This is a genomic window from Streptomyces sp. NPDC001617 (assembly GCF_053596855.1).
In genome coordinates this window covers 182,750-203,055 of the sequence record NZ_JBSFHA010000004.1, presented here as the reverse complement: position 1 = coordinate 203,055, position 20,306 = coordinate 182,750, and the positions used below count along the sequence as shown (strand labels likewise).

The window sequence follows — 20,306 nt, the reverse complement described above, 5'->3', positions numbered from 1 at the left end:
GGGGACTTTTGTGAGCGACAACAGCCTGCGGGTCGTCTGGATCTACCCCGACCTGCTCTCCACCTACGGCGACCAGGGCAACGTCCTCGTCGTGGAGCGCCGCGCCCGGCAGCGCGGCCTCGACGTGGCCCGCCTCGACGTACGCAGCGACCAGCCGATCCCGACCTCGGGTGACATCTACCTCATCGGCGGCGGCGAGGACCGGCCCCAGCGGCTCGCGGCCGAGCGGCTGCGCCGTGACGGCGGACTGCACCGGGCCGTGGAGAACGGCGCGATCGTCTTCTCCGTCTGTGCCGGCTACCAGATCCTCGGCCACGAGTTCATCAACGACCTCGGTCAGCGTGAGCCGGGTCTCGGGCTGCTGGACGTGGTCTCGGTCCGTGGCGAGGGCGCCCGGTGCGTCGGTGACGTGCTCGCCGACATCGACCCGCGCCTCGGCCTGCCCCCGCTGACCGGCTTCGAGAACCACCAGGGCGTCACCCACCTCGGCCCGACCGCCCGCCCCCTCGCCCAGGTCAAGCTCGGCAACGGCAACGGCACGGGGGACGGCACGGAGGGCGCGTACAACGACACGGTCTTCGGTACGTACATGCACGGCCCGGTGCTGGCGCGGAACCCGCTCATCGCGGACCTGCTGCTGAAGCTGGCGCTCGACGTGAACGCGCTGCCGCCGACCGACGACCGCTGGTACGAGGCGCTGCGCAACGAACGCATCGCGGCGGCCCAGCAGCCCGCGTAGAAACGGTGGCGCAGCACCCTGCGTGACCTGCGTGTACACCTGTACTCAAGCCAGACGTCACCAGCCCGTCTGACGATAAGTCCGCACAGGTGAGCGGGGTCGTCCAGCAGTCGGACGCACGCTACGGACCCGCCCCCTCCTGCCGCTAGGGTGGCGGGGTTCGAGCCGGACAGCGTGGTCCGGACCCGACCACGTGGAAAAGGTTTTTCGGGCTATGCGCATTGGTGTCCTCACGTCCGGCGGCGACTGCCCCGGCCTGAACGCCGTCATCCGGTCCGTCGTGCACCGTGCCGTCGTCGACCACGGCGACGAGGTCATCGGCTTCCGGGACGGCTGGAAGGGCCTCCTGGAGTGCGACTACCTCAAGCTCGACCTCGACGCGGTGAGCGGCATCCTCGCCCGCGGCGGCACGATCCTCGGCTCCTCCCGGGTCCAGCCCTCACATCTGCGGGACGGCGTGGAGCGGGCCAAGGGCCATCTCGAGGAGCTCGGTCTGGACGCGATCATCCCGATCGGCGGCGAGGGCACGCTCAAGGCGGCCCGGCTGATGTACGACAACGGCCTGCCGATCGTCGGCGTCCCGAAGACCATCGACAACGACATCGCCGTCACGGACGTCACCTTCGGCTTCGACACGGCCGTGGGCGTCGCGACCGAGGCCCTCGACCGGCTGAAGACCACCGCCGAGTCCCACCAGCGCGTGCTGGTCGTGGAGGTCATGGGCCGCCACACCGGCTGGATCGCCCTGCACTCCGGCATGGCAGCCGGCGCCCACGCCATCGTCGTACCGGAACGGCCCTTCGACATCGAGGAGCTGGCCCGCAAGGTCGGCGAGCGGTTCGAGGCCGGCAAGCGGTTCGCGATCGTCGTCGCGGCCGAGGGCGCCAAGCCGAAGGCCGGGTCCATGGAGTTCGACGAGGGCGGCAGGGACATCTACGGTCACGAGCGCTTCGCCGGGATCGCCCGCCAGCTGTCGATCGAGCTGGAGGAGCGGCTGGGGAAGGAAGCCCGGCCGGTCATCCTCGGGCACGTCCAGCGCGGCGGTACGCCCACCGCGTACGACCGTGTGCTCGCGACCCGCTTCGGCTGGCACGCGGTGGAGGCCGTGCACCGGGGCGAGTTCGGCACGATGACGGCCCTGCGCGGCACCGACATCGTGATGGTGTCGCTCGCGAAGGCCGTCGAGACGCTCAAGACCGTCCCGTCCGAGCGTTACGACGAAGCGGAGTGCGTGCTCTAGGCATGGACCGGGAACTCGCGATCGCGACCGAGCTCGCCGCGTGGGCCTCGGAGCGCATCCGCCGGCCGCGCGCCACGGACGAGGTGCGGGAGAAGGCCTCCCCGGCCGACATCGTGACCGACACGGACGAGGCGGTGGAGTCGCACGTCCGGGCCGTCCTCGCCCGCGAGTTCCCGGAGTACGGCATCGAGGGCGAGGAGTACGGCGTCCACGAGGGCACGCCCGGCGCCCCGCACTGGGTGATCGACCCGGTGGACGGTACGACGAACTACGCGCACGGCATCGGCTGGTGCTCGTTCTCCCTGGGCCTGGCCACCGAGCGGGGCGCGCCGCTGCTCGGTGTGGTGGCCGACCCCTGGCGCGGGGAGATCTTCTCGGCCACCAAGGGCGGCGGCGCCCGGCTGGACGGCCGCCCGATCCACGCGGCCGCCCATGACACCCTGACGGGCCACGCCTTCCTGACCGAGTGGGCGGCCCACGCCCACTGGCCCGGCATGGACGAGCTGCTGCGGGAGCTCTCCGCCCGCCACTGCACGGTACGGGTCATGGGCTCGACGGCCCTGTCCCTGGTCCAGGTCGCCGCGGGCCGTGCCGTCGCGGCGGCCATCGGCGAGTTCCACCCGGTGGACGCCCTGCCGCCGCTGCTGATCGCGACGGAGGCGGGCGCGGTGGCGGTGCCCGAGCTGCCCGCGTACGACACCCCGTTGCTGCTCGTCGCCCCGGAGGCGGCGCGGGAGGCGACGGCCCTGTGGGAGAAGACGGTACTGCGCCGGGGCGAGTGAAGCTCGGCCCCGGTCGCGGCCGCCGCGGGGCGCGGTTCTAGTCTGTGTGCGGACAGACTTGCACAACCCCCACGAACCAGGAGCCGTTGGATGGATCACAGCGGGCACGGCATGACCATGGATCTGCCGCCGTTCACGCTGGGACGGGGTCTTCAGTGGTCGGCGGACCCGTTCTTCCTCGTGGCCTGCCTGGTGGGGCTCGCGCTGTACGCGTACGGCGTCGTGAGGCTGCGGCGGCGCGGTGACAAGTGGTCTCCGGCGCGGACCGTCTCGTTCGTCATCGGTGTGCTGACCATCGGGCTCGTGATGTGCACCAAGCTGAATGACTACGGCATGGTCATGTTCAGCGTGCACATGGTGCAGCACATGGTCATCAGCATGCTGTCGCCGATCCTGATCCTGCTCGGCGCCCCCGTCACCCTCGCCCTGCGCGCGCTGCCGACCGCCGGCAAGGGCCGCAAGGGACCGCGTGAGCTGCTGCTGATGCTGCTCCACAGCCGGTACATGCGGATCATCACGCACCCGGCGTTCACCATCCCACTGTTCATCGCGAGCCTGTACGCGCTGTACTTCACCCCGATCTTCGACTTCCTGATGGGGTCGAAGACGGGGCACATCGCGATGATGGTGCACTTCCTCGCGGTCGGCGTCGTCTTCTTCTGGCCCATCATCGGCGTGGACCCCGGCCCGCAGCGGCCGGGCTATCTGATGCGGATGCTGGAGCTGTTCGCGGGCATGCCGTTCCACGCGTTCTTCGGCATCGCGCTGATGATGGCGTCGACCCCGATGGTCGAGACGTTCAAGAACCCGCCCGCCTCGCTCGGCATCGACGCGCTCTCCGACCAGACGGCGGCCGGCGGCATCGCCTGGGCATTCAGTGAGGTCCCGTCCGTACTGGTGCTCCTCGCCCTGCTGTTCCAGTGGTACAGCTCGGAGCAACGGCAGGCCAAACGCAAGGACCGGGCCGCCGATCGCGACGGCGACAAGGAACTCGAGGCATACAACGCCTATTTGGCCTCATTGAACGCACGCGGGCGTTGAAGGCTTCGCCATTCGGCGGCTTTCAGTAGCATGAAGCGCAAGGGGGAAACCGCAGGGGGGAGCGGTGATGACACTTCGCGCATTTATGCAAAGGGCCGGAAAATCGGTGATTCGGAGGATCGCCGTCCTACTCGTCCTCGTGCTCGCGGTCGGTGCATGTGGTCGAAGTACGCCACTGACCCTCGTGAAGGCGGTGGCCGCGGGGGTTCCGTCCCTCGCGCCGTTCTTCGACGAGAACAGCGGGCTCGGCCATGACCAGGCGCTTCGCACCCAGGCCGTGCACGGCAGCCTGCAACAGGGGGACACGCCAGGGCTGTACGGGGGCACGCGCAAGCCGACCATCTGTGACGTCAGGAAACTCAAGGCATTCCTCACCGATCCCAGGAATCACCAGAAAGCGCAGGCGTGGGCGACCGCGCTGAATCTCACCACCGATCAGATTCCGGGATATCTGGACCGGCTGACTCCTGTTCTCCTGCGTCACGACACTCTCGTACAGAATCATGACTACAGGAAGGGAAAGGCTGTTCCCTTCGACTCCCTGCTGCAGGCGGGAATCGCGATTCTCGTCGATGAACAGGGACTTCCGGCCGTGAAGTGCTCGTGCGGAAATCCGCTGCGGCCCTTCGCCGGTGACACGAACCGGATTTCGGTCACGTTCGAGAACGGCAATCGGAAGTGGAAGGGATACGAGCGTTCCTCCGTGGTGGCCGTGCGACCGGCGCCCCGGAAAATGGAACAGCTCGCCCTCGTCGACGTCGACCGTCCCGACCGGGGCATCGACCGTCCGGTGGGCACGACGGGCACGCACGACACGACGTTCGACGCGGCCGAACCCCTCACGGTGCCGGACGTCACCGGCGCGACCTTCGCCCGGGCGAGCCGGACGCTGACCGGCAAGGGGCTGGCGGCCGGGTATTCCGGCACGTCCCTGCCGCCCGACGACGCGCGGGTCACGGCGTCGAATCCGGCAGCGGGGACCGAGCTGCGGTTCGGGCAGTACGTGACGCTGAGCACGACCGGCGGGACGTCGTCCAGGAGTACGGGCGGGGGCACTTCCCAGGGGACGACCACTCCCCCGGCGTCCTCGTCGTCCTCCGGGACGTCCAAGGCGCCACCGTCGTCCTCGTCGCCGTCCACACCGTCGTCCGGTACGAGCCGCGGCTCCGGGCCGTCGTCCTCCGCGCCCGCGTCGAGCGCGCCGCCGCCCAGCTCGGAGAAACCTCCGTCGAGCGCACCGCCCCCGACGACCGGCTCGCCCCCGACCAGTGAGCCGGTGACGAGCAGCGCCGCCCCGCCTCCGTCGAGCGCTCCGGTGACCACCAGCGCGCCACCGCCGCCCAGCACTCCGGTCACCAGGAGCGCGCCCCCGCCCGAGACCACCAGCGCCCCGGCCTCCAGCGAGCCGGCGAGCAGCGCACCCGCCACGAGCGAGCCCGCGTCCTCGGGGCCCGCGTCGAGCGCGTTCACGTAGCGCCCCCGCAGAACCCGGGAGTCACCGGATGCAATCAGGATCACCGACGTCGGGAGTGGGCCGGGTCATCGCCGGCCGTTATCTGCTGCTGAACCGGCTCGGCAGCGGCGGCATGGGCCATGTCTGGCTCGCCCACGACCAGAGACTCGCCTGCGAGGTCGCGCTGAAGGAGATCGTGTTCCGGGATCCCGAGCCGGCGGGCGAGGAGCGGGAGGCCCGGGTCGCCCGGGCGCGCGCGGAGGCCCGGCACGCGGCAGGCCTGCGCGGTCACCCTCATGTGGTGACCGTGCACGACGTGCTGGAGCACGAGGGGCTGCCGTGGATCGTGATGGAGTACGTGGCGGGCGCCACCGATCTGCGCGACCTCGTCGAACAGCGCGGCCCGCTCGCCCCCGCTGAGTGCGCCCGCATCGGGCTGGCCGTCCTCGACGCGCTGACCGCCGGACACGACCGGGGGGTGATGCACCGGGACGTGAAACCGGCGAACATCCTGCTCGCGCCGGACCGCTCCGGAGCGCCGTACGGCCGCATCCTGCTCACCGACTACGGCATCTCGGTGCAGCCGGACGCCGGCGAGACCCGGTACACGCTGGCGTCCGTGCTGGTGGGGACGTCCGGCTATCTGGCGCCGGAGCGGGCCACGGGCGGGCCGCCGACCCCGGCCACCGACCTGTTCTCGCTGGGCTGCACGCTGTACTACGGCGTCGAGGGCCGGGGCCCCTTCGAGCGCGAGTCGAACCTGGCCGAGGTGACGGCCGTGGTCATGGAGGAGCCGCGCCCGGCCGTACGCGCAGGGGCGCTGGGCCCCGTACTGCGCAGCCTGCTCGAGAAGGATCCGGGGCGGCGGCCGTCCGCGACGGAGGCCGAGACGGCGCTGTCGCGGATCGTGACGCCGCAGGCCGAGTCGTACGCACGGACCCAGACCGACCTCGGCTCGCAGCCGCCTTGGTCCGGCACCGTCCCTCCTCCGCCGGGGGTGGGGCAGCAGCACTGGACCGAGGCCTCCCCGCCTCCGCCTGGACCGGCGCAGCAGCAGTGGGCGGGAGCCGCCGCTTCCCCGGACGGCTTCGGGCCCGTCCTCATGCCCGTGCCCGCGCCCGGCCGCCATCGCCGTGAACTCCCCCGCGCCCTGCGTGCCGTGATCGCCACCTTCCTCGGCCTGCTGCTGGCCCTGGGCGGGGTCTGGTACGCCGTGGCCCACCAGGCGAAGGGCGGCGACAACGGTACGAAGGCGGCGCCGTACGGGGCGGCCGTGGGGCTGGCCGAGCCGCTCCAGGACGGCGACTGTGTGGTCGCCGACTGGCCGGACTCCGTCCGTTTCCGGGGGACGCCTCGTCTGACGCTGGTCTCCCCCTGTCAGGGCAAGGCGCCCGACGGGCAGGTGATGGCGTTCGTGAAGGCCGCGTCGGCGGATGAGGCGCGCAAGAGCGGGCCGGTGCGGTGCGAGGAGCGGACACAGGAGGTCCGGGAGCGGCTGGCGGACGTGCGGACGGTCGCGATCGTGCCGACCGACGACGGCTTCGGGGCCGCGGGTCGGCAGACCGCCTGTCTGGTGCTGGGCGCGCACGGGCCCACGTACGGGCCGCTCGGCGCCCACCGCAAGCTGGGCTCCGCCTTCGTCGACACGTCGAACATGCAGCGCCGGGACTGTCTGGAGACCCGCACCAACCGCGACGCCCGGCTGGTCGCCTGCTCCGGCCCGCACAACGAGCAGGTGCTCGGCTTCACCCGGCTCGGCACGGGTGTCACGCTCGCCGAGGCCCGTACGGAGTCGGACACGGCCTGCGGGAAGGACGTGGCGCCACGCGACTACGGCTTCGACCCGTCGGTCTACACCTCCGGCTCCTGGACCAGTCAGGGACCGTGGAAGTCGGGCACGCATTTCGTCGTGTGCACCGTCCGGAAGCAGAACGGAGGCACCATGGAGGGGGACGAATCCTGAGGAGGGTGTTGCGATGCCCGGTTCCACGGACGGTTCTACGAAGGCGATGGGGGTGCTCACCGTCGGCGGCCTCGTCGTGGTGACCGCCTACACGGCGGCGCTCGGCTCCAACGGCTGGCTGTGGTTCGGCTGGGTCGTGCTGGGACTGCTGACCCTGGGGATGATCGCCACCCGCAGCGCTCCCTGAGGCTCAGTCCGCTGAGTACTCCTGGGCGATCCGCCCGGCGGAGTGCACGCCCGGCTGGTATTTCGGCAGCCGGGCGGACACTTTCATGCCCGCTCCCACGGCCGTCTCGATCACGAGCCCGTAGTCGTCGCCGTAGACCTGCCGGAGCCGGTCGTCGACGTTGGACAGCCCGATGCCTCCGGACGGGCTGGCGTCGCCCGCGAGGATACGGCGGAGCAGGACCGGGTCCATGCCGACTCCGTCGTCCTCGATGACGACCAGGGCCTCGGCGCCGGCGTCCTGGGCGGTGATGCTGATGTGGCACTTGCCCCCGGCGCTCACGGCCTTGCCCTCCAGGCCGTGCTTGACGGCGTTCTCGACGAGCGGCTGGAGGCAGAGGAAGGGGAGGGTGACCGGTAGTACCTCCGGGGCGATCTGCAGGGTGACCCGGAGACGGTCACCGAAGCGGGCCCGGACCAGCGCCAAGTAGTGGTCGATGGCGTGGAGTTCGTCGGCCAGGGTGGTGAAGTCGCCGTGCCTGCGGAACGAGTAGCGGGTGAAGTCGGCGAATTCCAGGAGGAGTTCGCGGGCGCGCTCGGGGTCGGTGCGGACGAAGCTGGCGATGACCGCGAGCGAGTTGAAGATGAAATGCGGGGAGATCTGGGCCCGAAGCGCCTTGATCTCGGCCTCGATCAGCCGGGTGCGGGACTGGTCGAGATCGGCCAACTCCAGCTGGACGTTCACCCATCGGGCCACCTCGCCCGCAGCCCTCACCAGGACGGCGGACTCGCGCGGGGCGCAGGCGACCAGGGCGCCGTGGACGCGGTCGTCGACGGTGAGCGGGGCGACGACGGCCCAGCGGACCGGGCAGTCCGGGTGGTCGCACTTCAGCCGGAAGGCCTCGCCGCGGCCGGTCTCCAGCGGTCCGGCGAGGCGTTCCATGATCTCCGTACGGTGATGGCCGCCGACGCCGTCCCAGACCAGGACCTCCTTCTGGTCGGTCAGACACAGCGCGTCCGTGCCGAGCAGCGAGCGCAGCCGACGGGCCGACTTGCGGGCGGTCTCCTCGGTCAGGCCTGCCCGGAGTGGGGGCGCGGCCAGGGAGGCGGTGTGCAGGGTCTGGAAGGTGGCGTGCTCGACGGGGGTGCCGAGTCCGCCGAGGCTCTCGGGGCGGGCCGTGCGCCGGCCGAGCCAGAACCCGGCGGCCAGCAGCGGGAGTACGGCCACGCACAGGCCGGCCAGGAATCCGCTCATGCCTTCACCTCCGCCCGCAGCTCCTCCGGCAGATGGAACCTCGCCAGGATCGCCTCCGTCCCCGTCGGCACCCGACCCGGGGTCGCCAACGACACCAGCACCATGGTGAGGAAGCCCAGCGGAACCGACCAGAGGGCGGGCCAGGCCAGTAAAGCGTGCAGGGGGCCGCCGCCCGGGAATCCCGCCATCGTCGCCGCCACCGCCACGAACGCCGCCCCGCCCCCGACCAGCATCCCGGCCGCCGCGCCCGGCGGGGTCAGCCGCCGCCACCAGATGCCGAGCACGAGGAGAGGGCAGAAGGAGGAGGCGGACACCGCGAAGGCCAGCCCCACCGCGTCGGCCACCGGAAGACCGCCCACCAGCACGCTCGCGGCGAGCGGTACGGCCATCGCCAGCACCGTCCCGAGCCTGAAGTGCCGTACGCCGCGCGTCGGGAGGACGTCCTGGGTGAGGACGCCCGCGACGGCCATGGTCAGCCCGGAGGCGGTGGAGAGGAACGCGGCGAAGGCCCCGCCCGCCACCAACGCGCCGAGCAGGTCGCCGCCGACGCCCCCGATCATGCGGTCCGGCAGCAGCAGGACGGAGGCGTCCGCGTCGCCGGTGAGGGCGAGTTCGGGGGTGTAGAGGCGGCCGAGAGCGCCGTAGAGGGGCGGCAGGAGGTAGAACGCGCCGATCAGGCCGAGGACGGCGACCGTGGTGCGACGGGCGGCGACGCCGTGCGGGCTGGTGTAGAAGCGCACGACGACGTGCGGCAGACCCATGGTGCCGAGGAAGGTGGCGAGGATCAGCCCGTACGTGGCGTACAGCGGGCGTTCCTCGCGGCCCGCGGCGAGGGAGGTCGACATGCCGCCGTTGGTGCCCCGGTCGGCGTCGGGGACGGCGGTGCCCTTGGCGAAGGTCAGCCGGGTGCCCCGCTGGATGTGGTGGGTCCCGGCCGGGAGTCGGATCCGTTCGTCGTCGCGGGCGCGGCCGTCGACCGTGCCGGTCACGGTGACGGTGAGGGGCTTCGCGAGCTTCAGGGCGAGGCTGTCGTCGACGCGGACGACACTCTGTTCGCGGAAGGTGGCCGGTTCCTCGAAGGCGTGGCGGGGTGCTCCGTCGCTCTGCCAGGCGAGGACCAGGAAGAGGGCGGGGACGAGGAGCGCGGTGAGTTTGAGCCAGTACTGGAAGGCCTGCACGAAGGTGATGCTGCGCATGCCGCCGGCGGCGACGGTGGCGACCACGACGACGGCCACGATCAGCCCGCCGAGGGAGTCCGGTGCACCGGTGAGCACGGTCAACGTCAGTCCCGCGCCCTGGAGTTGGGGCAGCAGATAGAGCCAGCCGACGCCGACGACGAAGGCCCCGGCCAGCCGCCGTACGCCGTGCGAGGCGAGCCGCGCCTCCGCGAAGTCGGGGAGGGTGTAGGCGCCCGAGCGGCGCAGTGGGGCGGCGACGAAGAGGAGCAGCACCAGGTAGCCGGCGGTGTAGCCGACCGGGTACCAGAGCATGTCCGGGCCCTGGATCAGGACCAGGCCCGCGATGCCCAGGAAGGACGCGGCGGAGAGGTACTCGCCGCTGATGGCGGCCGCGTTGAGGCGGGGGCCGACGGTGCGGGAGGCGACGTAGAAGTCGGAGGTGGTGCGGGATATGCGCAGGCCGAAGGCGCCGACGAGGACGGTCGCCACCACGACCAGGGCGACCGCGGGGACCGCGTAACTGGAGTTCATCGTCCGCTACTTCATCGGTCTTCCACGAGCCGCACGAAGTCCCGCTCGTTGCGTTCGGCACGCCGTACGTACCAGAGGGCGAGCAGGACGAGCGGGGCGTAGAGGCAGAAGCCGAGGACGGCCCATTCGAGGCGGCGGGCGTCCGGCATGGCGGCGAAGACCAGGGGCAACGGGCCGATGAGCAGGCCGAGGACCGCGAACACCGCGAGGGCGGCGCGGAGTTGGGTGCGCATCAGGGAGCGGACGTAGGTGTGACCGAGGGTGGTCTGCTCGTCGATCTCGGTGCGCGGGCGGTAGTAGCCGGAGGCGCGCTTGGTGCGGCGGGGCGGGCCGGTGACGACGACGCGGCGCTCGGCGGGGTCCTGGTTGGGCATGGTCAGGGCCTCCTCATCAGCAGGTCCCGCAGCTCGCGTGCGTGACGTCGGCTGACCTGGAGCTCCTCGCCGCCGACGAGCACGCTCACCGTACCCGCGTCCAGGCGGAGTTCGCCGACGTGGCGCAGCGCCACCAGGTGACGGCGGTGGATGCGGACGAAGCCGCGGAAGCGCCAGCGGTCCTCCAGGGTGGACAGCGGGATGCGTACGAGGTGGCTGCCCTTGTCGGTGTGCAGGCGGGCGTAGTCACCCTGGGCCTCGACATGGGTGATGTCGTCGACGGCGACGAAGCGGGTCACACCGCCGAGTTCGACGGGTATGTGGTCGGGGTCGGGCTCGTGGACGGGGATGCGCGGGGTGTTCTCGGTGAGTTCGGCGGCCCGGCGGATGGCCTCGGCGAGGCGTTCCTTCCGTACCGGCTTGAGGACGTAGTCGACGGCCTTGAGGTCGAAGGCCTGCACGGCGAAGTCCTCGTGGGCGGTGACGAACACGACCAGCGGCGGCTGGGCGAACCCGGTCAGCAGCCGGGCCAGGTCGAGGCCGTCGAGGCCGGGCATCTGGATGTCGAGGAAGACGACGTCGATGGCCTCGGGACCGCCCGGGCCGGACTCCAGCGCCCGGTTGAGACGCCGCAGCGCCACTGTCGCGTCGCCTGCGCCCTCCGCGCTGCCTATCCGTGGATCGGCGTTCAGCAGATACAGCAGTTCCTCCAGGGAGGGGCGTTCGTCGTCGACGGCGAGGGCGCGCAGCATGAACCCGGAGTGTAGGAGCAATCAGCACGCGTGGACATGTACCGGGGTGTGGACGTTCGTGCTGGATACAGTGCCCCCATGAACAGCAGGCCCGCCCCTTTCGACGAGCTGGACCGGAAGATCATCACCGCTCTGATGGCGAACGCGCGCACCAGCTTCGCCGAGATCGGCGCGGCCGTGGGGCTGTCGTCGACGGCGGTGAAGCGGCGCGTGGACCGGCTGCGCGAGACGGGCGTGATCACCGGGTTCACGGCGACGGTCGAGCCGTCGGCGCTGGGCTGGCGGACCGAGGCGTACGTCGAGGTGTACTGCGAGGGCGCCGCGCCGCCCCGGAGGCTCGCGGAGGTGGTCCGCAACCATCCGGAGATCACCGCGGCGATGACCGTGACAGGCGGCGCGGACGCGTTGCTGCACGTGCGGGCGCGGGACGTCGAGCACTTCGAGGAGGTGCTGGAGCGCATCCGGGTCGAGCCGTTCATCCGGAAGACGATCAGTGTGATGGTGCTGTCCCATCTGCTCCCGGAAAGCCCCGAGGCGGGCGCGACCCAGCCCGCTCCCGAATAAACATCCGAGTACGCAGCAGTCCTGCGTCACACCGCTCAAAGACGCAGCATTCCTGCGCGGACACGCAATTCTCGTTGCTTGTCGCCCCTCTCCGTCACTTCCTACCTTGGTGTCAACCCTCAGTCGACATCACGCAGGAAGCGGAGGAACCCCTCTGTGTCCGACTCCCGTGTGCCGCGCCGGCGGCGGTACCTCGTCTGCGAACCCAGACATTTCGCCGTGCAGTACGCGATCAATCCCTGGATGCAACCCGATGTCCGCGTCGACGTGGACCTGGCCCAGGAACAGTGGCAGGCGCTGATCGGCGCCTACCGCACCCACGGCCACACCGTCGACACCCTGGAGCCCGCCCCCGGTCTCCCGGACATGGTCTTCGCCGCGAACTCGGCGGTCGTCGTGGACGGCCGCGTCTTCGGCTCCTTCTTCCACGCGCCCGAGCGGCGCCCCGAGTCCACGCACTACGACACGTGGTTCAAGTCGGCCGGCTTCGACGTCCACCGCCCCGCGTCGGTCTGCGAGGGCGAGGGCGACCTGGTCTGGACGGGACGCTATGTCCTGGCCGGCACCGGGTTCCGTACGACCCGTGAGGCGCACCGCGAGGTGCAGGAGTTCTTCGGGCACCCGGTCATCAGCCTGACGCTGGTGGACCCGCGCTTCTACCACCTGGACACGGCGCTGTTCGTGCTGGACGACTCCGCCGACGGCAACAACATCTCGTACTACCCGGAGGCGTTCTCGCCGGGCAGCCGTGAGGTGCTGGCGCGCCTGTACCCGGACGCCGTGCCGGCCACCCTCGACGACGCGCTGGCCTTCGGCCTCAACTCCGTGTCCGACGGCCGGAACGTGTTCATCGCGCCCCAGGCCGAGTCCCTCGCCGCCTCCCTCGCCGAACGTGGCTATGTCCCCGTGCCCGTCGACCTGTCCGAGTTCCGCAAGGCAGGCGGCGGCATCAAGTGCTGCACCCAGGAGATCCGTTCATGACCGCTCCCGTGACCACACGCACCTCCGCCGACCTGATCCGCGCCGAGGAACCGGTCCTGGCGCACAACTACCACCCGCTGCCCGTGGTCGTCGCCCGCGCCGAGGGCACCTGGGTGGAGGACGTCGAGGGCCGCCGCTACCTGGACATGCTGGCGGGCTACTCGGCCCTCAACTTCGGCCACCGCCACCCGGCGCTCATCCAGGCGGCCCACGACCAGCTGGACCGCCTGACCCTCACCTCCCGCGCCTTCCACAACGACCGCCTGGCGGAATTCGCCGAGCGGCTGACCGAGTTGACCGGCCTGGACATGGTGCTGCCGATGAACACCGGCGCGGAGGCGGTGGAGTCCGGCATCAAGGTGGCCCGCAAGTGGGCGTACGAGGTGAAGGGCGTCCCGGCCGACCGGGCGACGATCGTGGTCGCCGCGGAGAACTTCCACGGTCGTACGACGACGATTGTCAGCTTCTCCACGGACGAGACGGCGCGGCAGGGTTTCGGCCCCTTCACACCGGGTTTCCGGATCGTGCCGTACAACGACCTGGCGGCGCTGGAGGCGGCGGTCGACGAGACGACGGCGGCCGTGCTGATCGAGCCCATCCAGGGCGAGGCCGGGGTGATCATCCCGGACGAGGGCTATCTCACCGGCGTCCGGGAGCTGACCCGGCGCAAGGGCTGCCTGTTCATAGCGGACGAGATCCAGTCGGGCCTAGGCCGTACGGGCCGTACGCTCGCCGTCGAGCACGAGTCGGTCGTCCCCGACCTGCTGCTCCTCGGCAAGGCGCTCGGCGGAGGCATCGTCCCCGTGTCGGCGGTGGTCGGCCGCCGGGACGTGATCGGGGTGCTGCGGCCGGGCGAGCACGGGTCGACGTTCGGCGGCAACCCGTTGGCCGCTGCGGTCGGCACCGCCGTGATCGAACTGCTGGAGACCGGCGAGTTCCAGCGCCGGGCCGCCGAGCTGGGCGTGGTGCTGCGCGGCGGGCTCACCAACCTGGTCGGCAAGGGCGTCGTCGGCTTCCGCTCCCGCGGTCTGTGGGCGGGCGTCGACATCGATCCGGCCATCGGCACCGGCCGCGCGGTGAGCGCCCGTCTCATGGAGGAGGGCGTCCTCGTCAAGGACACCCACGGCTCGACGATCCGGCTGGCGCCGCCGCTGACGATCACCGGCGAGGAGCTGGAGGGGGCGCTCGGCGCGCTGGAGAGGGTGCTGACCCAGGGCACCTGACCCACGGTGGGGCTGTGGGGACGATCGGTGTCCGGTACGGCGCCGGTGGTCCCCGCGACCCCAGTCGTGCCCGAAGGGTGAAGACTGGGTCAAGAGGTGGTAGACCACTCTCAGCGACAGAGAGGTCGGCCGTGGGCACTCACGAGGAGCGGGACGCTGCCCGGCAGCGGTTCGACGTGGCCGATGCCGCGCCCCTGCTGCTCGACGCGCAGGGTGTGGTGCGGAGCTGGACGGGAGACGCCCAGCGGCTGCTGGCGTACGCGCCGGCCGAGGTGGTGGGCACCCCGGTCTCCGGTCTGCTGGCCGCGGAGGACGCCGCGCGCGTGCCCGACCTGGTCGAACGGTGCCGCAGGGACGGCGGCTGGGCCGGGCTGCTGACCGCCCGGCACAAGGACGGGCGGCCGGTCCGCGTCATGGTGCGCATCACCCCGGCGATGGAACCCGGCGAAGCGCCCCGCTGGCTGGTCCTGCTCTCCGACGTGCCGGCCGGGGCACGCGGCTGGGACATGAGCCGTACGGTCCTGGAGCAGATGGTGACCGGCTCGCCCGTCGGCATAGCGATCGTGGACGCCGATCTGCGGTGCGTGTGGTCCAACGCGGCCCTGGAGCGGTTCGGCGGCGGCTCCGCCGCGGAGCGGCTCGGGCGGCGGCTCGGGGAGATCCAGCCGGGCATCGACTTCGCCGGCATCGAGACCCAGATGCGGCGCGTGCTGGAGACCGGGTGGCCGGTGGTCGGGTACGAGCATGTCGGCCACGTGCGTTCCGCGCCGCACCGTGAGACGGCGCACATGTTGTCGTTCACCCGCCTGGAGGACGAACGCGGCCACCCGATGGGCGTCTACTACACCGTCGTCGACATCACCGAGAAGCACCGGGCGCGGCAGCGGCTCGCCCTGCTAGACCGGGCCGGCGAGTGCATCGGCCGCACCCTGGACATCACGCGGACCGCGCAGGAGCTGGCCGACGTGGCCGTGCCGGGGTTCGCCGACTTCGTCTGCGTGGACCTGCTGGACTCGGTGCTGCAGGGCGCGGAGCCGGCGGCCGGGCCGGCGGTCGACCCGGACCGGGTGCCGCTGCGCCGGGCCGGACAGCAGTCGGTGAACATCGGTGTCCCGGAGGCCGTCGTGGAGGTCGGCGAGGTGGCGGCCTATCTGGCCGGTTCGCCACCGGTCCGCTCCCTCACCACGGGCCTGTCCTGGCGCGAGGGGCGGCTGGACCCGCTCGCCAAGGAGTGGGCGACCGACATACCCGGCGGCCGGACGGCCACCTTCCTGGAGCTGGGGCTGCACAGCGTGGTGATCGTGCCGATCCGCGCGCGGGGCGTCACGCTCGGCGTCACCAGCTTCTTCCGGCGCGGGCGCCAGGAGCCGTTCGACGAGGACGACCTGCTGTTGGCCGAGGACCTGGTGTCGCGGGCCGCGGTCTGCGTGGACAACGCCCGCCGCTACACCCGCGAGCGCGACGCGGCCCTGGTGCTCCAGCGCAGCCTGCTGCCGCGTCGGCTGCCCGAGCAGGACGCGGTGGAGGTGGCCGCCTGCTACCGCCCCGCCGACGAGCTCACCGGTCTCGGCGGCGACTGGTACGACCTCATTCCGCTGTCCGGCGCCCGTGTCGCCCTGGTCGTCGGCGAGGTGCCCGGGCACGGCATCGACGCCGCCGCGGCCATGGGACGGCTCCGCACCGCCGTACGCACCCTCGCCGCGCTCGATCTGCCGCCCGACGAGGTTCTGGCGCACCTCGACGACCTGGCCTCCCGGACGGCCCTCGAGGAGGGCGTCGATCCGGACGCCCCGCAGGTCGCCGGGTCCGGCTGTGTGTACGTCGTCTACGACCCCGTCGACGGACAGTGCACCATGGCCGCCGCGGGCCATCCCGCCCCAGCGGTCGTGCTGCCCGACGGTGCCGTCAGCTTCGTCGACCTGCCGCAGGGCTCGACGCTCGGCTCGGGCGGCCCGCCCTTCGAGTCCGTCGAGCTGGCCCTGGCCGAGGGCAGCACCCTCGCGCTGCACACCGACGGACTGCTGGCCCGCGAGGACCAGGACTGGTCCGTCGACCAGGATCGGGATCGGCTGAGCCGGGCCCTGGAGCGTGCCGCCTCCTCGCTCGACCTGCGCTGCCGGACCGTCGTGGACGCGCTGATCCCGGCCCGGCCGCACGACGACGTGGCCCTGCTGATGGCCCGCACCCGCCTGCTCGGCGCCGACCAGGTCGCCGACTGGGACCTGCCCGCCGACCCGGCCGTGGTCGCCGACGCACGCAAGGAGGCGACCCGACAGCTGACCGAGTGGGGTCTCGAGGAGCTGGCGTTCACCACGGAACTGGTGGTCAGTGAGCTGGTCACCAATGCCATCCGGCACGCGGAGGGCCCCATCCGGCTCAGGCTGATCAGAGAACGTGCCCTGATCTGCGAGGTCTCCGACGGCGGCGCCACCGCGCCCCATCTGCGCCATCCCCGCACCACCGACGAGGGCGGCCGCGGACTGCTGCTGGTCTCGCAGTTCACCCAGCGCTGGGGTACCCGGTTCGCGCCCGAGGGGAAGGTGATCTGGGCCGAGCAGTCGCTGACCGAGCCGCCGGCCTGACCGACGGGATCCGCCGTCCACCCTGTGACATGACGTGCAAAACTAGTACAAACCTGGCGGTGAGGCGGTGCCATGAGCGACCCGGCGATCGACTACGCGGCGGTGTTCCACGCGCTGCCCGGAATGGTGGCGCTGATGACGCCCGAGCTGATCTACGCGGACGTCAACGAGGACTTCCTGCGCGGCGCCGGACGCAAGCGCGAGCAGCTGATCGGCCGCTACATCTTCGACGTCTTCCCGGAGAACCCGGGCAGCCCGACCGCGCGGGGGGTGCGCAACGTGGGGGACTCGATGCGCCGGGTACTGGAGACCGGCGAGCGCGACACCATGGCTCTGCAGCGATACGACGTCGAGTACCCCGACCGGCCCGGGCAGTGGGAGGAGCGTTACTGGAGCCCGGTCAACGCGCCGGTGCTCGGCCCGGACGGCGAGGTGGTGCTCGTGGTGCACCGGGTCGAGGAGGTCACCGAGCTGATCCGGGCCCGCGGGGGGCCCACCAGCGGCCGGGCGCGGGTCCTGGAGGCCGAGCTCTACACACGCGCGCGTGAACTGCAGGATCTCAACGAACGGCTGCGCGCGGCCCACGCCCGCGAGCGCGAGGTCGCCCTCGCCCTCCAGGAGGCGATGCTCCCCGCCCGCCGACAGGTCGGCCACCACGGGGCCGCCGTGCGCTACCGGCCCGCGGTCGGCGCGCTGAACGTCTGCGGCGACTGGTACGACCTCGTCGACCTGGTGGGCGGCAACCGCCTCGGGGTGGCGGTGGGCGACGTGGTCGGGCACGGCCTGGCGGCCGCCGGGGTGATGGGCCAGCTGCGCAGTGCGCTGAGCGCCGCCTCCCGTGTCGCGGCGGGCCCGGCCGAGGCACTGAACGTCCTGGGCCGGTACGCGAACGTGGTCGACGGCGCCGAGTCGGCCACCGCCGTCACCACCTTCATCGACTTCGACGACCACACCATCACCTACAGCAGCGCGGGCCACCCCCCTCCGGTCCTCGTCCACCCGGACGGCCGTGTGGAGTTCCTCGACAAGGCCACCGACCCGCCGCTCGACGCCCACCCCGACCCGGCCCCCAGACCCCAGGCCTCTACGGCCTACACGGCGGGAGCCACCCTCGCCCTCTACACCGACGGCCTGATCGAACGCCGCCACGAGGACATCGACACCGGCCTGACCCGCCTCGCCGACTCCCTCGCCCGGCACCGCGCCCTGGACCCCGAGCGCCTGGCGGACGCCGTCCTGCTGGAGCTGCTGCCGCCGGGGGGCGCGACGGACGACACGGCGCTGGTGATCGTGCGGCTGTGAGCGCCGGGGTGTCGTCACGTACACCTGCGGGCGGGGGCACAGGGCCATGGTCCGGCGCCGGCGGGATTCGCAGCGTCGTCGGCATGACCACATACACGGGCGGCGTCAACGCCGCGGAACGCAACGGCATGGCTAAGAGGAGAGGACGTCAAATGGCCGCCTTCTGCCCGAGAGGTAGCAGGCCATCAGGACGCTCGCCCAACTCATCTGCGATCCCGCCGAGTTGGGCATGCTGCGCCTCAACTGGCGTACCGCCGACCGGCGTGACGGCGTACGGCGGCCGGGCCGTCGGGCGCGCCCGGACCTGGGGGCGGGCGCCGCGGACGTTATCTGCGGATGGGCCGGGACAGGACCGTCGTCACGGCCCTCCAGGACCGCATGATCGCGGAGAACGACGTCCTGCACCACCTGCCCGTGCAGGGCGGGTCAGTCCGCCGCCTTCTCTCACACCGAGACATGCCGGGGGCTCTCCGCCGTGAAGGGCTTCCGCGTCCAGTCCTCCCACCGGTCGCGCAGCCGCATTCCGGCCAGCCTCGCCATCAGGTCCAGCTCGGCCGGCCACACGTAGCGGAACGGGATGGACCAGTGCTCGGCGTGTCCGTCGCGGATGGTGACGTAGTTCGAGCTCATCGCCTGGGTGGCGACGTCGTACGCGTCGAAGGCCCATTTGGTGGAACTGATGGTGAACGGCACGGCATTCTGCCCGTGCGGCAGTTTGCGCAGTTCGGGCACCATCACCTCGACGACGAAACAGCCGCCCGGCCGCAGGTGGCGTGCGACATTGCGGAAGCACTCCACCTGGGTGTCCTGCGTGGTCAGGTTCATGATCGTGTTGAAGACCAGGTAGGCGACGGAGAACTCCCCCTCCACCTCGGCCGTCGCGAAGTCGCCGATCGTCACGCCGACACCCTCGCCGCCCGGCTTGGCGCGCAGCCGGGCCACCATCGCGCGGGACAGATCGATGCCGTGCACCGGGATGCCGCGGCGGGCCAGCGGGAGGGCGATCCGGCCGGTGCCGATGCCGAACTCCAGCGCTCGGCCGTCGCCGGCCAGTTCCGCCAGCAGGTCCACCGCCGGGCTCACCGCCTCGGGGCGGAACATGTCGGCCGACGAGTCGTCGTACCGGGCCGCGACGTCTTCTCCGAAGTAGCCGTCTTCATCGAGCATTCGGGGACCGTATCGCCGCCGGGCCGGTCTGCGCGCGCGGTTTTTCACAGGGGCGATCGCGGTTGCCCACGGGGACGATCGCGCCGAACTGGGCGTTCAGCTTGATCTGTACCGATCAGTAACAGGAGGCTGGTCCCGCAGTTGTCCCCCCGCACGCCACGCGGCGTCCGCCGTGTTCCGGCGAACTGCGCCTGGACATACACTGGCAGCCCCACAACACGCCGGTTGACCTGCTGGAACGCGGCGGCCCAGGCGACCCGCCGGAGTGAGGAGCGACCCTTTTGTTCTACTACCTGCTCAAATACGTGTTGCTGGGACCTCTGCTGAGACTGGTCTTCAGGCCTCGGATCGAAGGCCTCGAACACGTACCGGCCGAGGGCCCGGCCATCGTCGCCGGCAACCATCTCTCCTTCTCGGACCACTTCCTGATGCCGGCGATCCTCAAGCGCCGCATCACGTTCCTGGCGAAGAAGGAGTACTTCACCGGTCCCGGCATCAGGGGCCGGCTCACCGCGACCTTCTTCCGCAGCGCCGGACAGATCCCGGTCGACCGCACCGGCAAGGAGGCGGGCCAGGCCGCCATTCGTGAGGGCCTCGGCGTGCTGCGCAAGAACGAGCTGCTCGGCATCTACCCCGAGGGCACCCGCTCGCACGACGGCCGCCTCTACAAGGGCAAGGTCGGCGTCGCCGTCATGGCACTCAAGGCCCAGGTCCCGGTCATCCCCTGCGCGATGATCGGCACCTTCGAGGCGCAGCCGCCCGGCAAGGTCATCCCGAACCTCCACCCCGTCGTCATCCGCTTCGGCAAGCCCCTCGACTTCTCCCGCTATGCCGGCATGGAGAACGAGAAGGCGATCCTGCGGGCCATCACCGACGAGATCATGTACGCCATCCTGAAGCTCTCCGAGCAGGAGTACGTCGACGAGTACGCGGCCGTCGTCAAGGCGCAGCAGGCCGAGGCGGCCGGGATCGCCGAGAAGGAGCGCAAGTTCCCCCGGATGCCGCTGGGATAGG

The 20,306-nt window shown here is 71.3% G+C and carries 18 protein-coding genes; 13 read left to right on the top strand and 5 right to left on the bottom strand.

What is annotated here, in order from left to right; translation table 11 throughout:
* The first annotated feature begins 10 nt into the window (after positions 1-10).
* From ACWC09_RS05195 to ACWC09_RS05165, 7 genes are all read left to right on the top strand, one after another.
* Positions 11-739 (top strand): type 1 glutamine amidotransferase, encoded by a 729-nt coding sequence (locus tag ACWC09_RS05195; protein ID WP_450848638.1) that lies wholly within the window; start codon positions 11-13, stop codon positions 737-739.
* A gap of 214 nt (positions 740-953) precedes the next feature.
* On the top strand, positions 954-1,979 hold the full coding sequence (locus ACWC09_RS05190; RefSeq protein WP_450848636.1) for a 6-phosphofructokinase: 1,026 nt from the start codon (positions 954-956) through the stop codon (positions 1,977-1,979).
* Between the two features lie 2 nt (positions 1,980-1,981).
* The gene (locus ACWC09_RS05185) at positions 1,982-2,761 is read left to right on the top strand and encodes an inositol monophosphatase family protein (RefSeq protein WP_450848635.1); all 780 of its coding nucleotides are present in this window, start codon (positions 1,982-1,984) and stop codon (positions 2,759-2,761) included.
* A 90-nt stretch (positions 2,762-2,851) separates the two neighbouring features.
* Positions 2,852-3,802 (top strand): cytochrome c oxidase assembly protein, encoded by a 951-nt coding sequence (locus ACWC09_RS05180; protein WP_450848633.1) that lies wholly within the window; start codon positions 2,852-2,854, stop codon positions 3,800-3,802.
* A 67-nt stretch (positions 3,803-3,869) separates the two neighbouring features.
* A complete protein-coding gene (locus ACWC09_RS05175) occupies positions 3,870-5,276 on the top strand; it encodes a DUF6777 domain-containing protein (RefSeq protein WP_450848732.1) in 1,407 nt (468 codons plus the stop codon).
* A gap of 28 nt (positions 5,277-5,304) precedes the next feature.
* A complete protein-coding gene (locus ACWC09_RS05170; RefSeq protein ID WP_450848631.1) occupies positions 5,305-7,218 on the top strand; it encodes a protein kinase domain-containing protein in 1,914 nt (637 codons plus the stop codon).
* 13 nt (positions 7,219-7,231) lie between these two features.
* A complete protein-coding gene (locus ACWC09_RS05165) occupies positions 7,232-7,405 on the top strand; it encodes a hypothetical protein (protein WP_450848629.1) in 174 nt (57 codons plus the stop codon).
* A 3-nt stretch (positions 7,406-7,408) separates the two neighbouring features.
* Here ACWC09_RS05165 and ACWC09_RS05160 read toward each other — a convergent pair whose 3' ends face one another.
* The 4 genes from ACWC09_RS05160 to ACWC09_RS05145 are packed head-to-tail and all read right to left on the bottom strand — an operon-like array spanning position 7,409 to position 11,473.
* Complete coding sequence (locus tag ACWC09_RS05160) at positions 7,409-8,638, bottom strand: sensor histidine kinase (protein ID WP_450848627.1); 1,230 nt, start codon at positions 8,636-8,638, stop codon at positions 7,409-7,411.
* Positions 8,635-10,347 carry a sodium/solute symporter gene (locus ACWC09_RS05155; RefSeq protein ID WP_450848625.1) on the bottom strand — a complete coding sequence of 571 codons (1,713 nt, stop codon included), beginning with the start codon at positions 10,345-10,347 and terminating at the stop codon, positions 8,635-8,637. The genes ACWC09_RS05160 and ACWC09_RS05155 overlap by 4 nt, the downstream gene beginning before the upstream one ends.
* Before the next feature lie 11 nt (positions 10,348-10,358).
* Complete coding sequence (locus ACWC09_RS05150) at positions 10,359-10,721, bottom strand: hypothetical protein (RefSeq protein ID WP_450848623.1); 363 nt, start codon at positions 10,719-10,721, stop codon at positions 10,359-10,361.
* A gap of 2 nt (positions 10,722-10,723) precedes the next feature.
* Positions 10,724-11,473: a LytR/AlgR family response regulator transcription factor gene (locus ACWC09_RS05145; RefSeq protein ID WP_450848621.1), complete on the bottom strand. Its 750-nt coding sequence runs from the start codon at positions 11,471-11,473 to the stop codon at positions 10,724-10,726.
* A 78-nt stretch (positions 11,474-11,551) separates the two neighbouring features.
* On the opposite strand from ACWC09_RS05145, the gene ACWC09_RS05140 reads away from it, so the two are divergent.
* The 5 genes from ACWC09_RS05140 (at position 11,552) to ACWC09_RS05120 (ending at position 18,125) form a co-directional block, all read left to right on the top strand.
* Positions 11,552-12,037, top strand: a complete 486-nt coding sequence (locus ACWC09_RS05140; protein ID WP_450848619.1) for an Lrp/AsnC family transcriptional regulator — start codon at positions 11,552-11,554, stop codon at positions 12,035-12,037.
* 156 nt (positions 12,038-12,193) lie between these two features.
* Positions 12,194-13,018, top strand: a complete 825-nt coding sequence (gene ddaH, locus ACWC09_RS05135; RefSeq protein WP_450848618.1) for a dimethylargininase — start codon at positions 12,194-12,196, stop codon at positions 13,016-13,018.
* Positions 13,015-14,241: an ornithine--oxo-acid transaminase gene (gene rocD / locus ACWC09_RS05130; protein ID WP_450848616.1), complete on the top strand. Its 1,227-nt coding sequence runs from the start codon at positions 13,015-13,017 to the stop codon at positions 14,239-14,241. The genes ddaH and rocD overlap by 4 nt, the downstream gene beginning before the upstream one ends.
* A 131-nt stretch (positions 14,242-14,372) precedes the next feature.
* Positions 14,373-16,823, top strand: a complete 2,451-nt coding sequence (locus tag ACWC09_RS05125) for a SpoIIE family protein phosphatase (protein ID WP_450848614.1) — start codon at positions 14,373-14,375, stop codon at positions 16,821-16,823.
* A gap of 72 nt (positions 16,824-16,895) precedes the next feature.
* Complete coding sequence (locus ACWC09_RS05120; protein ID WP_450848612.1) at positions 16,896-18,125, top strand: PP2C family protein-serine/threonine phosphatase; 1,230 nt, start codon at positions 16,896-16,898, stop codon at positions 18,123-18,125.
* 444 nt (positions 18,126-18,569) lie between these two features.
* Here the strand turns inward: ACWC09_RS05120 and ACWC09_RS05115 are convergent, their stop codons facing one another.
* Entirely contained in the window at positions 18,570-19,292 is a 723-nt protein-coding gene (locus ACWC09_RS05115) for a class I SAM-dependent DNA methyltransferase (protein ID WP_450848610.1), read from the bottom strand.
* A gap of 281 nt (positions 19,293-19,573) precedes the next feature.
* On the opposite strand from ACWC09_RS05115, the gene ACWC09_RS05110 reads away from it, so the two are divergent.
* Positions 19,574-20,305 carry a lysophospholipid acyltransferase family protein gene (locus ACWC09_RS05110; RefSeq protein WP_450848608.1) on the top strand — a complete coding sequence of 244 codons (732 nt, stop codon included), beginning with the start codon at positions 19,574-19,576 and terminating at the stop codon, positions 20,303-20,305.
* Position 20,306: the final 1 nt, after the last annotated feature.